The organism is Paenibacillus sp. XY044, assembly GCF_002257645.1.
In the GTDB taxonomy this organism is placed as follows: Bacteria; Bacillota; Bacilli; order Paenibacillales; family Paenibacillaceae; genus Paenibacillus_AQ.
In genome coordinates this window covers 1,718,456-1,733,741 of record NZ_NQMO01000001.1, presented here as the reverse complement: position 1 = coordinate 1,733,741, position 15,286 = coordinate 1,718,456, and the positions used below count along the sequence as shown (strand labels likewise).

Below are 15,286 nucleotides of genomic sequence, written 5' to 3'. Positions count from 1 at the left end.
CAGGCCAGGACTGTGCACATTAGCAATCCATGAGAAACCGGACATGCTGTTGGATGATAAAATGTAGACATAAAGGAGGCTGCATATGGAACGTGTAATCTTGATGATGAATGTGCGAGAAAACCAGGGAGGAGTGTCAGTCGCATGGCAAAGATCGTTTTCGCATTGAACCAGTCTCTGGACGGATTCGTCGACCACGACCACCCGGCATTTCAGCCCGACCCCGTGCTTTTCCGTCATTTCATCGACGACGTGCGCAGCCTGGCGGGCAGCCTGTACGGGCGCCGCATGTACGAGACCATGCGGTATTGGGACGGAGACCATTTTGAATGGGATGCGCCGGAACGGGAATACGCAGCGGCGTGGCAAAGCAAACCGAAGTGGGTGGTGTCGAGGACGTTAAAGTCCGTCGGTCCGAACGCTTCTCTGATTGAGGGCGACCTCGCAGCGGCCATACGTGGGCTGAAGGCTCAGCATGAAGGGGAGATTGAAGTTGCCGGGCCGGAGTTGGCCCACAGTCTAACGGAGCTCGGTCTCGTTGATGAGTATCGCCTCTATCTCCATCCAGTCGTGCTGGGTCACGGCAAGCCGTTCTTCGCCGGTCCGCGGCCGCCGCTGCGCCTCGTGGCAAGCGATCGAGTTGGCGAGAAGGTGATCAGGTTGACCTATGTTCCAGCTTAGTTGTGCGGTTGACTCAGCGGCCTAAAGGGCACGTTACTTTAATAGGGTTTCTCCGGCTGTAGCGGCAGTCAGAGGATCCCTTATTCTTTAAAATTTGTTCAGTTATGCGAAATGACATAGTTATTTATGGAATTGACGATTGACCTAACGGGGAACGTTAACTCAACAAAGAATTTGAAGGCAGCCGGTTACTTGGGATCGGCTGTCTTTTCTCAACTAACGGGCAGGTTAGTGTAGAAAACTTAAATTGATAAAGATGTTAGTGGGTATTAGGCGAACATCTTTTCTAATAAGTTTAACAATATTTCACCAAATAGCAGCTCCTGTGTCCGTAAGACTGCGAAACGAAACAGCATTTTTCTGATCAGCAGTATGTGGGAGGGCGAAATGTGGGAATAAGCCAATGTTTTTGTGATTTATTCCCACTCACAACAAAACCGGTACAAGCGTCGTCAATACTAAAGAATGAAAATAGTCTCTGAGGAGCATGTACAACAGTTGCTTAAAAAGATGGGCATGCACGACAGTAATTTTGCTTACTCCGAAACGCTCCATAAGTTCCTTTTCCGTAGGGATACGGACTCCAACCTTCAATACCTGAGACGTGATCAAATTACGTACATACTCTTGAACCATCTGATACAAAGGTATTCTGTCCGCTGAGTTCATTCCGAATCACTACATTTCATATATAAAATACGAATGACCAGATCGTTTTATTCCATGTCTGTTCTTTGTTTGATACACAAATAGCAGGCTCCCGATATTTCGGAAGCCTGCTGCTTAATCAATCTGCTTTTTAAGTTAAACAAAATCGTCATCAATGAATTATTTCAATTTAGCGACGGATACGGCTACCTTCTCCAATTGTGCGTTCGAGAGGGAATGATCCTGCGAGTAGAGAGTAACAAATCGGTCATCGAGTTTAAAAGTCAGCATCGCGGTATCGCTTGGTGTATACCATTTAGCCTGCACCCCATTGGAGAGCGTGACATTTTTACCATCATATTCGAAAGAGTAGTCCCGTGGCGATACCTCTACGCTCATGTGCTTAAACGTAAACTTGACCGAATCCCCACCAGCAGCTACTTTCTGGAGACTATCATTTTTCACCGCCTGCATTGGCGCGTAAGCCGTAGTAAAGCCGTCGAATTTCGAGAATTCTTTCTTAATCGCCTGAATTTGGGAAGTCGAATACGTGACAGCCACAAGATCGGCTCCTGTTTGGTTTCCTGTATTCCCATTGTTAGGCGCAGAAGGTGTACCAATGGTGATGACACCGGTACGGCTATTATAATCAACAGATGCCTTCAATGCCTCAGACAGGGCACGAACCGGAAGATAAGTCGAGTCATTGTATACGATTGGAGCCAATTTGTTCCCATTTCCATCCGTCGGCACAAACGTTTTTCCATCGATTTTGAAACTGATGTTGTGATTGAGGTAGGCGGAAATTTTCTGCAGGTTGGTACCGGCGTAGACGCCTGCCGCTCCGGAAACGGTCATTCCTACGACAAGTGCAGCCATAATGGTTCCTTTTACACGATTTTTCATGATTATTCTCTCCCTTGTTGATTTATTGCCGAAGCAAACGCGATGTCTTACCTTGGTAGAACTCAAACCTTCTTCATATCCCCGTTCATATTGTTTAAGGCGGGTGTTCCTTATGTACCTAACTATAAAGTGACTTTATCTCCAAACTATCTCCGAATTGTATCCGACTTGTAAACATTTTTGGTCAAAATCATTTACCGCAAACCATGGGCATCCAGCTTTTCGCCTAATTCCATCCAATGCGTGAAACCCGGCGAGATGATATCGTACTGCAGCACATCGACACATCCGCGAATCGCCCACTCCACGAGATGCGGTGAGGCAAGCCCTTCCCCCGTCTGCGATGAGCACATTCTGCCCGCGTTGCCGGAGCCATTCCTTCAGGTCCTCGTACAAGCCTTCATCCTCATGAAACGCTTCTTCCAGCCAATACAGGTTCACATCCGTCAAAGCCGCCAATACCTCTTTGGTTAAGTTCAAATTATACGCATTATTTGCATCGATCATAATTTTGCCTGTGGGACCCGCCACTTCTGCAATCCCGCGTACGATCGCAATATCCCGTTTCGTCCCTTCCCAAAGCGGCATATGGCGTCCGTAAAAAGCAATATTATTTCAGTTAGGCGGGCAGCGAGCTGTTCGAATACAAGTTGAGAGATGCCGGCATTCTTTATAATGACCGTGCGCTGTATACGACGCAGGTTCAGAACACTGACGGAGGTACGGTGACACGGTACGGATATATAGACAGCCATGGCAAGGTTGAGCATACAGCCCATCTACGCCCAGGCGTCTAATTTATCCGAAGGTCTGGCTCGGGTCAATGTGGGCAAAGCATCGGGGTACATCAACACGAAGGGCGAGCTGGTCATTCCATACCTGTATAGCTCGACGTCCGATTTCTCCGAAGGTATGGCGACCGTAATGCTTGCGTTCGGCGGCAAATACGGCTATATCGACACCCCCGGCAAGCTCCGGATTACACCCCGGTATGATCACGCCGATCCGTTTTCAAACGGGGCGGCAGTAGTTTACGTGAACGGAAAATACGGGTACATCGACAAAAACGGCAATTACCTGCTAACACCGCAGTTCAGCATGGGGCAGCCGTTCTCGGAAGGACTGGCTTTTGTCGAGCGTAATGGAGTCACCTTCTACATCAACAAGAAGGGCACCAAAGTCATCCAGGGCTTTACAGCCGGAGGTTTGTTCAAGGGCGGCCTGGCTCCGGCCAGCCAGGGGCAGAGGTACGGCTATATCAATACATCCGGCCGCTTTGTGATCAAGTCGCAATTCTATTGGGCTGACGCATTTAACGGCGAATTGGCGGTGATCAGTTTGCTCGTTCCGAATTCGCGCGAGGAAATCAGAGGGTCGTGAACCGTAGCGGAGCGATCGTCTGGCAACCGGCTTCCGAACTTTCGAAAAGAGTGACAAGGCAGAACAACCGAGCTTCACGGATTGTATCGAAAAAAGAGCGCATTACAGCTAACTTATCGAAACTAACTTGCCGTTGGCAACTGCTTCGTTTTTCGTTAAGCTAACGGGCAGGATAGTTCAATAATTTTTATTGAAAACATTTGCTAAAGTAATAAGGATCTTGTTGTAATTGGATTACCGTAAATGATAACAATTATCCAAAGCGAAGTTGGGCCCAATAACATTACTACATTATCAGGTTAATTAAGCTAACGAGCAGGCTCGGAAAGAATTTATCTTCAATTAACGGGCAGATTTTTTTAGTTACAACATTAAAGTTCGGAGAAAATACAAGCTCTACTGCGATGTACAACTGATACTTTCTTATCTAATCAAAACTTTACCTATATCCTTGGTAAGGTAGCATGATACCATATTACTGTTGTCCGAGAAAATTTCTATTTCCGGGGGTATGTTAATATATGAGCATCAACTTACAAGATTGGATTCAGGAAGCCGACTTGGTGAGCATGCAAAAGGCAATGTCATCGGGTGAGTGTACATCCGAAGCCCTCGTACTTGCATATATCGAACGTATTCATAGGTATAATCCTCTGATTAATGCCGTATTAGAGATCAATCCAGATGCACTTGAAATAGCAAGGAATCTTGACCTTGAGCGAAATACAAAAGGCAGTAGGGGACCGTTACATGGAATACCAATCCTGCTCAAGGATAATATCAATACTCACGACCGGATGCACACGAGTGCTGGTTCAATCGCCTTGGCTGAGTCATTTGCCCCTCAAGATTCGTTCATAGCTGCAAAGCTCCGCACTGCAGGCGCGGTACTTCTGGGTAAGGCAAACATGACCGAGTGGTCGAATTTTATGTCCGATCGGATGCCAGCTGGATACAGTTCCAGAGGCGGATATGTATTGAATCCATATGGACCTGGCAAGCTTTTCGTGAGCGGGTCAAGTTCAGGATCGGCTTCAGCCGTAGCAGCAAGCCTGGCAGCAGCAGCAATCGGAACAGAAACCGCGGGATCGATTGTTGGGCCAGCAAGCCAACACTTTCTTGTCGGAATAAAGCCTACTGTAGGGCTTGCGAGCCGTAGCGGCATTATTCCGATCTCCATAAGTCAGGATACACCAGGGCCAATTTCCAAGACGGTCACTGATGCTGCGACACTTCTCGGGGTAATCGTCGGGATTGACGAGAACGACAAGGCAACGTGGACTAGCCCCCATCGTACTTTTCACGACTATACATCTTATCTCGACCGGGACTTTCTGCGTAAAGCTCGTGTTGGTATTCCCAGATTTTATTATCAGTCGTTGGATGAAGAAAGACTTTCAATCATGGAATCCGCCATCGAAGTTCTACGTGAGCAAGGTGCTACAATTATCGATCCTGTAGACCTGCATTTGGAACAGCATCCATGGAATAATGATGTTATTTGCTACGAATTCAAAACAGGTCTGAATCGCTACTTATCGAAGTTGAATTCGGATATGCCCGTACATTCTCTTCAAGAACTGATTGATTACAATCGGAAACACGCTGCTTCTGCATTGAAGTTTGGCCAAGATAATCTGATTCGCTCGGAAGAAAATACGTTAAACGAGATAACCTATCAACTAAAACGTCAAGAGTATAACCAACAAGCTGTAACAAAAGGGATTGACTATGCACTCGATCAGCACGGTTTAGATGCATTAATGTTACCCGGTGACATTGATGGCATGTACATCGCTGCCAGGTTAGGGTATCCCCTTATCACGGTCCCTGCCGGTTATTCAGTCAATGGAACAATTGATGCGGATGGCGATTCGACTCAGGGACCATTTGGTGTTGTCTTTTCCGGGAGGGCTTTCAGTGAGCCCACGTTAATAGGCATCGCCTATAGTTTCGAGCAGGCGACACTTTCCCGTCGTCCGCCAGATCTCGGGAATTGATGTATTTTCTGCTTCCAATTTATACCATTGGAATTAACAATTACATACTGACCGTGTCATGGGGTTGGACTTAACCATAGCGTGATTAAACTAACGGAGAACGATAGCTCAATAAAGAATTTGAAGGCAGCTGGTTACTTGAGATCGGCTGTCTTTTCTCAACTAACGAGCAGTTTTCAGAAGCAGGTGAATATATCATCCAATATGTGGTAATATAGAACCTCCTCAAACGAGTAATACGACAATGGTGAGGGATATGAATCTTCTTTCAGTTTTAGGTGGTTTGTGAATGTGAGGATAATTAACTAAGCTAAGGAGTGGATAATTTACTTTCCGCCTACTCAAATATAATTTCTAGGAAGATAGACATTGCACAATTAGAAGATTTCATGTTTTTGGAAATATGCGGGCTCTACGCATTTCGAGTAAGTAATGAAGAAATGCGTATATGGATACGTGAACATATACCAAGTCTGATTGAACTTTGTAAGTCCTTGCTTAACGGCAAAATGGTTTTTAATAAAATGAATCAAGTAGGCCTAGCAAATTAAAGAAGCTGTAATTAAAGAAAACAAAGTACGCACTTCATTTGAATCCTCCTTACCTTAAAGCACTTACAAAGTTCTCATGCTTCACAGGGTGTTCCGCTAACGGAAAACGATAGTTCAATAAAGACGTTTGAAGGCAGCCGACCCCAAAGCCGGCTGTTTTTTCATTAAGCTAACAGGCAGGATTGAGCAACAAAGTTCGAGAATACAGGTAACTGAGGAGGCCTTCATTGATTGGCTTAATTTAACGAATAGGAGAGTTAAAATGGATCATGCATTGTCAAATAAGTGGTGGGAATTAGTTTTTAGAGTCGTTAAAGACCTTGATGAAGGAAATGTTCCGTATAGCTTCGATGCTTCAACTTCACTTTTTGTACATGGTATTGAAGATTTTGAAATGGATGATCTAGATATTATGATTCAGTGGGATTACTTTGAGATTGCCCACAAGTTATTTCAAAAATATAATCCTAGTCCAATAAATAAAGGCGGGTTTTGGCAATTCAACTTCTTTGTTGACGGAATGGAAGTACATATTATGTCTTCAGAACAAATAACTTGTCTTGAGAAAGATAGAGAACGTACAGCGATCCAAAAGGAAAACAGGGCCATATGGTCCAAATCAATTCTTTTTTATCGTCGACATACAAAGAATCCCCATCTAATTGAAATAATTGATGCTTTCCTTAACGCAAAGAATAACTGAGATTAATATCATTTTATGTGAACTTCATTAATACTCAAGGGAGGGATTACAATAAAAGGAATCCTCATCTGTTTATTCATGGTTATGTTTTTATCTGGATGTTTAAATAGCTCTTCTATTTTATTTACTGGTGAAAGTAAGAACTGGTCAGCAAACTATGTCGTTACTAACCCTAATGGTGAGAACCACGATTACATATTGACATTAACTTACAAAGGGGATAACCCTTCTGAAGTAGGTAAAGTCAAATATAAGTTTTCTGTATCATCAGGGGGAGGAAGTGGAGAAACAGAATTATCAGGGCATAAAGAAATCACTCATAAATCTATTAGTAATGGCGCTGTTCCGCAGAAAGACGAAACAATCAATGTTACTGTCGAGTGGAAAGGTATTAAAGAAGAGCTACAGCTTTCAACTAACGGAGAACGATAGCTCAATGAAAACATTTGAAGGCAGCCAGCTTTTTGGTTGGCTGCCTTCTTCTCAACTAACCAGGGATAACTTTTGACGGGGGACTATATATGGTGCATTCATTGAACGTGAAACGGAGTAAACCGGTTTCTGCGATAATAGCGAGTATTCCGCATGGCTCATCTCAAATCACACCTGAAATGAAAAAGAGTAAGAAACCCGATATAGTTCTGCCAAACAATGATTGGTTTTTAAACGAGCTTTATAGCTTTTTGGAGGGATTAAACATTACAACAGTGTCGGCAAATTACAGCCGATATGTGATTGATGTTAACAGGGATATAAAACTTAAGAATCAAGGAGAAGACTACACCAAGTCGTTAGTTTATCAAAAATCCACATTCGGAAGAGACATTTACGATATACCTCTGTCTGACGACACAATTATAAATAGAATTGAAAACATCTATATGCCGTACCACTATGGGTTGTCGGAAGAGATAAGTACTTCTTTGGCAGTGTTTGGTAAAGCGTTCCTAGTCGATTTGCATAGTTTTTATATCCAGACGACACATGATGTTGTTTTAGGTACTTGTCACGGTATGAGTTGCTCCAATGAATTTTTAGAGGCTGTCCGAAGTGCTTTCGTTAGAGAGAGATTTACGGTAAGCGTGGATGAAAACGGACTTTCAGGCGGCCATATTGTTTCGAAATATGGTTCGTGGAGCAATGTGGAAGCAATTCAAATAGAACTAAGATACACATCTTATATAGAAAATCGGGTGTTTGGCGAAGAAGAGGTAACAACAAAAAATTATGAACTCTTCAAGGAAACCCAGTACCGTTTAGGTAAAGTTTTTCAAAACCTAAAAACCCATTCGCTGTTAAGCTAACGGGAAACGATAGCTCAATAAAGTCAGGCGGCAGCCGGCCAGGGAGTCCAGCTGCCGTCTTCACGCTAACGGGCAGTAGAGCGCAACAGTGTTACTTCTAGAACTGTGTTTTAGAACATGAACATTTCCAAGGAGATGATGACATGCAGACCGTATATGAGGCAGTTGGTGGTTACGAGGGCTTGCTCAAGTTGGCGGCGGCTTGGCACGCTCGGGTGCTGGAGGATGAGCTGGTAAGCCATGCGTTTAGTCATGGTTATCACCCTGAACACACGGAACGGCTGGCGGCGTACTGGGCAGAGGCTTTGGGTGGTCCACAACGTTACACCGAGGAATATGGTGATGAAAACACCGTGGTTCGCCTACACAGTGGTAACGGTCCTCACAAGGATATGGACCGACGAGCTATTATCTGTTTTGATCAAGCGTTGGTCGATGTGGGCCTGGCAACCAACGACCAACTAAGACAGGTACTGCATGACTATTTTTCTTGGGTCACAACCACCACGATGGCCGGATATCCAGGTTCCGCCAACGACGTGCCAGAAGGACTCCAAATCCCGCGCTGGTCTTGGAACGGTCTTGTCGGCCATAACAGTTGTGACCACTGTTAGGATTAAAGTAATGGGAGACGATAGTTCCATGACGGCAGCCAGCCGAGGAGTTCGGCTGCCGTCTCCACGCTAACGGGCAGTTTACGTTAATTACGAGTGGGTTTTCGAGTATTATGCAGGTTTCTATTATTCACGATTGACATCTGAATTCTAACTGATACAATAACAATAATTAGGAAATGATACGAATGAAAACGATGAATGAACAAGATATGCTACATTTCGTTCAGAGAGGGATGTTTTGGTGTGAAATTCCACGAAACTTAGTATATTGCCGGTTCAGGAGTGCGGTTAATACCCGCCGGTTTGACTCGTTATAGTCAACAAGAGCTGATTGTTTCGCTATGCGCGAGGACAATAACTTGGGTGGTACCGCGATTAAAATCGTCCCAATTTTGGGGACGGTTTTTTTGTTGTAAAAATTCGGAATGGAACGGGGTAAAATTGATGAAATTCATTCAAAGAATACTATTGAGTCCATATCTTACCGTCGAACGGGAATACATATGTACAAAATACGAGTTTTGTGAAAATGTACTAAGGAAACGGCCGAATGACGGCCATTATTTTACGGTATTCCACATTCATTACTTATCCATATTGTTAACGGCATTTCTCATCTCTTCATCCGTTAAATGCGTATAGATCATCGTCGTCTGGATTGATGAATGCCCCAGCTGATTCTTCAGCCTCGGTACGTCGTTATTCTCCAGGTGGTAGCGGGTTGCGAAGGAATGTCTCAAGGAATGGACTGTCAGCGCCGGTTTGCCAAACGCTGCAGCGTATTTTTCGATCAGTTTTTCAATTGATCTTGGTGTTAACCGCCGGCTTTTGCCTTTGCGGCCGATTGGCGCTGCTATAAATAAGTAATTTTCCGATTTTTCCGGTACATATCGGGCTTCCCGGATCTTCAAATAGCTTTCCAGATCCAATAACGCTTGCTGGCTGAAATAAACATATTGTTCCTTATTGCCTTTACGCAGCACGCGAACCTGGCCTTTGTTCATATCCAAATCCTCAATATTGATTCCCGCTACCTCGGATAAACGCAGTCCGGAACCGAGTATCAGCGATACGATGGCGGTATCCCGCTCACGGTTAAATTCGTGGAACCGAACCATGCGTTTGTTGGTTTTGTTTAGTTCACCGAAATCATGGGCTACAAACTGCCGGAACTTCTCAAAATCATCTTCACGTAAAATTTTGCCCTCGATGCGGTTTGCGACGGTTTCCTGGCTTTCCTTAATGGAATTAAAGTCGATCTTGGCCATCACGTTTCGTTGAATATATGGCTTCAGATCGGACGTTTCGGCCTTGTTCTGCAGGTAATCAAACAGCGACTTTAACGCCGACAGTTTCCGGTTGATCGTGTATTTGTTGTTGCCCAGTTGATACTCTAGAAACGAAAGGAAATTTTCGACTTCACGTACGGTCAACGATTCCAGGACAGTCAATTCGATATCTTGACGATGATCAGCAGCCAGTTTCTCAGCCACTAGCCAATCAAAGAAGATAAGATAATCATGGCAGTAATTCAGCAGCGTCGTGTGCGACAGTTTGCGTTTGCGGCTGTCGATATATTCGGTTACGTACCAAGGAAGCTCTGCACATTTATCATCAACGCGTTTCATGTAATGCAGCTTCATGTTTTTATCCATTTATTGCTAAACCTCCTTATATACAGAATATCTTATTTGTATTTATTCGTCAAATTATTATTTTACGTAATTATATTTCTGCTTTATTATAGTCATCATAGACCATCTATTATGCTGCGCGGCGCTTATTCCCCGCTCCAATATGCTCTCATTACGAATCATTCATTGTTCATCACAAATCATCTTCATTGTTTATTAGTGTCCGTTGGCTTAGATTTCAATTTACATCTTACGGCATCGAAACAATCGTTTTATATCCGTCTATTTAAAATAGTTCTATAAAACAATAAAACCGCGCTTATGCGCGGCTTATACTGCTAAATTGTTCTTACTTAGCCAATCACTTAAACCCGGTTTGGTCAATAACCACCATCTTGATAAAAATTACTTAACTGTCACCGGCAGCACGCCGCCAGCTTTCAGTTTACCGAGCAGCACTTTTATCCCGGCTGCTGTATTCGGCTCTTGCTTACCATAAACTGCGATACCAGAACGCACGTTCTGGAGGTAGATCGTCTCATACGGATTGCCTAGCGAAAGCAGCGTGTACCGCTTATTACGCTTGTTCATCTCATCAATCAAAGTCTGATTATCGGCCCAGTTAAACTGGCTGGCCACGTTACGGAACTGGTAAGAGGCCAGGATGACGTAATCCGCCTGATCCACCGCTTGAAGCGCCTCATTGGTTTTCCCTTGGCCGCCGATTATGGCTATTTCCGTCTTCAGCGATAAGTTAGTCGCGGCTTGCTTCAGCTGTCTCTCGAGCTGCTTCGCCTGCTCTTCATCGGCTGCGGCAATAACGACCCGATCGCCTTGCTGAATGGGGTCCGGGCTCGCGCCGTCGCGGCTGGCCAACAAGGTGACAGCTCGCTCGGCGATTTCCCGCTCCACTGTGCGATGCTCCTCGGATCCGATGACATCATTAAGCGCGGCCAGCTGAGTCGTGAGACTCTCGCTGCGGTCAAACAAACCATATTTTGCTTTCAGCTCCAATATGCGTTTCACCGATGCATGGATGGTTTCACTCGGAATCCTCCCGCTCTTCACCGCGTTCACCAGCGTTTGATGCGCAGCTTCCGGATCTTGCGGCATAAGGATGATATCCACTCCTGCGGAGACTGCCCGCTCCACCGATTGATTTTCCCCAAAATGCTCCGCGATCGCATTCATCGTGAAGGCATCGGATATGATGACGCCTTTATATCCCAGCTCGCCCCGAAGCAGCCCGTTCAGCACCTTCTTGGATAACGTAGCAGGGATCGGTACGCTGCTTCCGTCCTTGAGCGATGTGACGTGCTCGTTATCTACGGCAGGAAAAGCAATATGTGCGGTCATGATCATCTCTACCCCATTATCGATGGCAGCCCGAAACGGTTTGAGCTCCACCGCATCGAGCCGTTCGCGGTCATGGTTCAGTACCGGCATACCCATATGGGAATCTACCGTCGTGTCGCCATGGCCCGGAAAATGCTTGACTGCCGCGATGACCCCCGATTGCCGCAGTCCTTTCATGCTTGCGAGACCAAGCCGTGTCACCAAATCCGGATCCGAGCTAAACGACCGCATTCCGATAATCGGGTTGTCTGGATTGCTGTTAATGTCGAGCACTGGCGCAAAATTGACCTGCAGCCCGAGCGCCTTCAGCTCTTCTCCGGTCAGCCGTCCGCCCGCTTCGGCCAGCGCTGTATCTCCGGTTGCGCCCAGCGCCATTTGACCCGGCAGATTCGTCCCCCCAGGGATTCGTTTAATCACGCCTCCTTCTTGGTCGATGCCAAGAAACAACGGAATATCGCCTGCTTCCATCTGCAGATCATGCGTCAGTGTTGTGACCTGCCGCACGTTTACAATATTTTTGTCAAAAAGAATAAGTCCGCCCAAATCTTGATCGTGGATGCTGCGTTTCAGTCCTTCATTGACTGTCGTCGTCACTTGCCCATTCCATTGCCTAATGTCAGGCATAAGCATTTGGCCGACTTGCTCGCTGACGGTCATATAGGACATCAGCTTATCCCAATCCTGTGCCTGAATGGCTCCTTCGCGTTCGAAGCGGATAACCCGCGACATAAATACGGCAAACTCCGCGCGCGTGACGGATCGGTCCGGACGATACGTGCCATCCGAATATCCGCCGATCAATCCATTGGAGCTCATAATGAGGATAGGCGCTGCCGCCCAGTGCTTTGCTGTATCCGATAACTTTACGGTTTGTTGGCCTTGCACGAGTGAATAGGCGCGTGTAAGGAAAGCCGCAGTTTCGGCACGGCTCATCGGTGCATCCGGATGGAACGTGCCGTCAGGAAATCCGCCGGCCAGCCCATGTTTTGCCGCGATGGCGATTTCGCGATAAAAAGGATGGGTTGCAGGCACATCTGAATAGGTCATGCCTTTCGCATCTTGCTGCAGCTCCTGCGAATAGAGCTCCCGCACCATGAAAGTGACGGCTTGTGCTCTTGTAACTTGCCTCTCGGGCATGAACTTACCATTGCCGTATCCGGCCACGGTTCCCCGTTTGGCCATATAGGTGATGCCGTCTTCTGCCCACTTTGAGTGCTGCAGATCGGTAAACCGTTCTTCTGCAGCCGCACTTCCTGTCCATACGAGCACAGAACCGATTACGGCACCGAATATCGTCATTAATTTTACATTCATCTGTTCCACCCCTGTTGCTGTTCTATGTACGATGATTAGACGCTATTGATACACTGTTTGTTGCGTTATTGCTTTTTGTTTGCTTTGTACGGCAAAATGATCAAATCAGAAAAAAATAAAACGGCCTATTTCCTAAGCTGGAAATAAGCCAATTCACTGCACCGCGGTGGCCCGCCGGTTATTAACTAACTATTGCGCTTGTTATCAACGATTGATTTTGCGATAAAGTTTGTTTTCCCATCCGTTCACACCGTTGTCGTGGTCATATTGCAGCCAGATAACCATCGTTCCGCGCGAACGGTTGTTCCAATACGGATAAGGAATCGCCGTCAACGGTTTGCCTTCCGCATCTTGGGTATGGACCAGTACTGCTCCGTCAAAGAAACTTGCATCAAATTCGGTGGTAAACGCCGGTTGCTGCGGAAGTTTGCATTCCAACTGTTGGTCAATGTCCAACGCTTCGCGTGTGTATTGAACTTTGCCATCGGTGTACTTATCGTTGTCTACCGACTCCAGACAGTACAGCATGGGCCCTCTTCGGATGGCCGCTTTGTTGGCATGCGTGTTCACATTCGGGTGAGCCCCGATCAGGTCAACCGGCAGATCCAGGTCAAGTTGGACAACGTCTCCCGGCGACCATGTCCGCTCCAATACAGCGTAACCGTCCACGATCTCGTAAGAGACTGTTTGATCATTAACCGTAATCGTGTATTGGCCGCACCATTCCGGAATCCGCAGCCGAATGGAAAACGCTGCCGCGTGCTCAGGCGAAACGCTAATGCCGACACTTCCCGCCCAGGGATATGAAGTATGCTGCTTAAGCGTGACCGCCACGCCATCCAGCGTCATGCTGACTTCGCTTGCAACGTACAGATTAACGAATGCCCCCATGTTATCGTAGGCATAAATGTAAGTCGCTAATTCCGGCAGCATTTTGAGCATCATCGGCGGGCAACAAGGGCAGGTGTGCCACTCCCACCGGTTATGGGAGCCGCGGCTGACCAGCGGATTTTCATAAAAATACCGATGCCCATCCATGGAACGGCCGGCCAGAACAATATTGTACAGAATCGTCTCCAATTGATCGATATAACGGCCTTCGCCTGTTGCCAAAAAAAGGTTCCAGCTAAAGAATCCCATTCCCACGCCGGCACAAGTCTCCAAATAGCCGTTATCAGGCAATTCATAGCTGCCGCCGAACTTCTCGTCATGATGTACGGCTCCGACACCTCCGGAAATATGCGATTTTTGATGGACAATGTTATTCCATAGCTTCTTGGCGGTGTCCAAATACCGCTTTTCTCCCGTACACAAATAAAGTGCCGTTAATCCTGTATATAACAGCGTCGCGCGTACTGCATGCCCGACCGCTTCCTCCTGTTCCAACACGGCCTTATGATCCTGGGCATACTCTTCATGGGAGTTCCTGCCTTCATGATTTCCCCGATGATGAATCCAGAAAACGGCCAAATCCAAATAATCGGAAGCCTCGAACGCAATATTCATGGTATTGGAGAGCTCCGGATCATCAAGAGCCAGCTGATACAGCTTTAACAGCGCTTCTTCCGGCAGTGAGTGGGCAGGAACGATATTCCTTTTGGGCGATGGCCCCATGATTTCGCACATATGATTGGCAAATCTTACGGCAGCTTTGAGCAATGAAGTTTTGCCTGTCGCTTTATAATGATGAACGGCAGCTTCCACCAGACATCCTGCATTGTACACGTCGTGCTGCCATCTTAAATTTCCTCCGTTTTCTCCCCAACGCTGGCCGGGCCGGTCGAGCAACGTATACGTGTTTATGTAGCCGTCACCTACAGCATCCTGCGCGCGTGAGATCCGCTGTATCAGATCGTCGATTCTCTGATCCAGACGCTCATCATACGAGACAGCGATCATATCCGAGAGCCCCCGGATCGTTTCATAGATCAAACCATCGAACCACGGTTCGCCGCAGTGATTCCCGCCAGCGCCATCCGCGACAAGGTCGAAATTATGAATCGCACCGTCATGTTCGAATTTATCAAGGACATCATAGGAAGTGATTTCGCGCAGTATTTTCAATTTGGGCTCCCAGAACGCGTCATCGATGCGCACCGTTTGAATCGGAAGCGGATATACCGCCTGGTGCTTGTAGAATGTTGGTCTATTGTGGACTTTGGTTGCTTCGAAGGACAAAAGGAAACACCCCT

The 15,286-nt window shown here is 46.4% G+C and carries 13 protein-coding genes and 1 pseudogene; 7 read left to right on the top strand and 7 right to left on the bottom strand.

The window, feature by feature from the left end:
* Positions 1-144: 144 nt before the first annotated feature.
* Positions 145-681 carry a dihydrofolate reductase family protein gene (locus CJP46_RS07820; RefSeq protein ID WP_094594970.1) on the top strand — a complete coding sequence of 179 codons (537 nt, stop codon included), beginning with the start codon at positions 145-147 and terminating at the stop codon, positions 679-681.
* A gap of 426 nt (positions 682-1,107) precedes the next feature.
* On the opposite strand, the gene CJP46_RS36995 is transcribed toward CJP46_RS07820, so the two are convergent.
* The 4 genes and pseudogenes from CJP46_RS36995 to CJP46_RS36985 form a co-directional block, all read right to left on the bottom strand.
* Positions 1,108-1,317, bottom strand: coding sequence for a GntR family transcriptional regulator (locus tag CJP46_RS36995; RefSeq protein WP_256992260.1), 210 nt, complete (start codon positions 1,315-1,317; stop codon positions 1,108-1,110).
* Positions 1,318-1,509: 192 nt separating this feature from the next.
* Positions 1,510-2,235 carry a stalk domain-containing protein gene (locus tag CJP46_RS07810; protein ID WP_094594968.1) on the bottom strand — a complete coding sequence of 242 codons (726 nt, stop codon included), beginning with the start codon at positions 2,233-2,235 and terminating at the stop codon, positions 1,510-1,512.
* A 194-nt stretch (positions 2,236-2,429) separates the two neighbouring features.
* A complete protein-coding gene (locus tag CJP46_RS36990; RefSeq protein WP_256992261.1) occupies positions 2,430-2,588 on the bottom strand; it encodes a hypothetical protein in 159 nt (52 codons plus the stop codon).
* 85 nt (positions 2,589-2,673) lie between these two features.
* A pseudogene (locus CJP46_RS36985) lies at positions 2,674-2,823 on the bottom strand (mandelate racemase); the annotation flags it as partial.
* A gap of 165 nt (positions 2,824-2,988) precedes the next feature.
* Here CJP46_RS36985 and CJP46_RS07800 point away from each other — a divergent pair.
* From CJP46_RS07800 to CJP46_RS07775, 6 genes are all read left to right on the top strand, one after another.
* Positions 2,989-3,615, top strand: coding sequence for a WG repeat-containing protein (locus CJP46_RS07800; RefSeq protein ID WP_094594967.1), 627 nt, complete (start codon positions 2,989-2,991; stop codon positions 3,613-3,615).
* Between the two features lie 521 nt (positions 3,616-4,136).
* Complete coding sequence (locus CJP46_RS07795; RefSeq protein ID WP_094594966.1) at positions 4,137-5,615, top strand: amidase family protein; 1,479 nt, start codon at positions 4,137-4,139, stop codon at positions 5,613-5,615.
* A gap of 813 nt (positions 5,616-6,428) precedes the next feature.
* On the top strand, positions 6,429-6,869 hold the full coding sequence (locus CJP46_RS07790) for a C2 domain-containing protein (RefSeq protein ID WP_094594965.1): 441 nt from the start codon (positions 6,429-6,431) through the stop codon (positions 6,867-6,869).
* A 78-nt stretch (positions 6,870-6,947) separates the two neighbouring features.
* On the top strand, positions 6,948-7,301 hold the full coding sequence (locus CJP46_RS36105) for a hypothetical protein (protein WP_143812938.1): 354 nt from the start codon (positions 6,948-6,950) through the stop codon (positions 7,299-7,301).
* A gap of 89 nt (positions 7,302-7,390) precedes the next feature.
* Positions 7,391-8,173 carry an N-formylglutamate amidohydrolase gene (locus tag CJP46_RS07780; protein WP_094594963.1) on the top strand — a complete coding sequence of 261 codons (783 nt, stop codon included), beginning with the start codon at positions 7,391-7,393 and terminating at the stop codon, positions 8,171-8,173.
* Positions 8,174-8,316: 143 nt separating this feature from the next.
* On the top strand, positions 8,317-8,787 hold the full coding sequence (locus CJP46_RS07775) for a group II truncated hemoglobin (RefSeq protein WP_094594962.1): 471 nt from the start codon (positions 8,317-8,319) through the stop codon (positions 8,785-8,787).
* A gap of 587 nt (positions 8,788-9,374) precedes the next feature.
* On the opposite strand, the gene xerS is transcribed toward CJP46_RS07775, so the two are convergent.
* The 3 genes from xerS to CJP46_RS07760 all read right to left on the bottom strand — a co-directional run bounded on the left by xerS (position 9,375) and on the right by CJP46_RS07760 (position 15,272).
* Positions 9,375-10,445 (bottom strand): tyrosine recombinase XerS, encoded by a 1,071-nt coding sequence (xerS, locus tag CJP46_RS07770; RefSeq protein ID WP_094594961.1) that lies wholly within the window; start codon positions 10,443-10,445, stop codon positions 9,375-9,377.
* Positions 10,446-10,829: 384 nt separating this feature from the next.
* Entirely contained in the window at positions 10,830-13,094 is a 2,265-nt protein-coding gene (locus CJP46_RS07765) for a glycoside hydrolase family 3 N-terminal domain-containing protein (protein ID WP_094594960.1), read from the bottom strand.
* A 204-nt stretch (positions 13,095-13,298) separates the two neighbouring features.
* A complete protein-coding gene (locus CJP46_RS07760) occupies positions 13,299-15,272 on the bottom strand; it encodes a glycoside hydrolase family 127 protein (protein WP_179281069.1) in 1,974 nt (657 codons plus the stop codon).
* Between the last annotated feature and the right edge of the window lie 14 nt (positions 15,273-15,286).

Excerpts from the sequence above, each read along its gene's own strand:
- CJP46_RS07820 (WP_094594970.1), top strand. The coding sequence starts at position 145 with ATGGCAAAGATCGTTTTCGCATTGAACCAGTCTCTGGACGGATTCGTC.
- CJP46_RS36995 (WP_256992260.1), bottom strand. The coding sequence starts at position 1,317 with ATGGTTCAAGAGTATGTACGTAATTTGATCACGTCTCAGGTATTGAAG.
- CJP46_RS07810 (WP_094594968.1), bottom strand. The coding sequence starts at position 2,235 with ATGAAAAATCGTGTAAAAGGAACCATTATGGCTGCACTTGTCGTAGGA.
- CJP46_RS36990 (WP_256992261.1), bottom strand. The coding sequence starts at position 2,588 with ATGTGCTCATCGCAGACGGGGGAAGGGCTTGCCTCACCGCATCTCGTG.
- CJP46_RS07800 (WP_094594967.1), top strand. The coding sequence starts at position 2,989 with ATGGCAAGGTTGAGCATACAGCCCATCTACGCCCAGGCGTCTAATTTA.
- CJP46_RS07795 (WP_094594966.1), top strand. The coding sequence starts at position 4,137 with ATGAGCATCAACTTACAAGATTGGATTCAGGAAGCCGACTTGGTGAGC.
- CJP46_RS07790 (WP_094594965.1), top strand. The coding sequence starts at position 6,429 with ATGGATCATGCATTGTCAAATAAGTGGTGGGAATTAGTTTTTAGAGTC.
- CJP46_RS36105 (WP_143812938.1), top strand. The coding sequence starts at position 6,948 with ATGGTTATGTTTTTATCTGGATGTTTAAATAGCTCTTCTATTTTATTT.
- CJP46_RS07780 (WP_094594963.1), top strand. The coding sequence starts at position 7,391 with ATGGTGCATTCATTGAACGTGAAACGGAGTAAACCGGTTTCTGCGATA.
- CJP46_RS07775 (WP_094594962.1), top strand. The coding sequence starts at position 8,317 with ATGCAGACCGTATATGAGGCAGTTGGTGGTTACGAGGGCTTGCTCAAG.
- xerS (WP_094594961.1), bottom strand. The coding sequence starts at position 10,445 with ATGGATAAAAACATGAAGCTGCATTACATGAAACGCGTTGATGATAAA.
- CJP46_RS07765 (WP_094594960.1), bottom strand. The coding sequence starts at position 13,094 with ATGAATGTAAAATTAATGACGATATTCGGTGCCGTAATCGGTTCTGTG.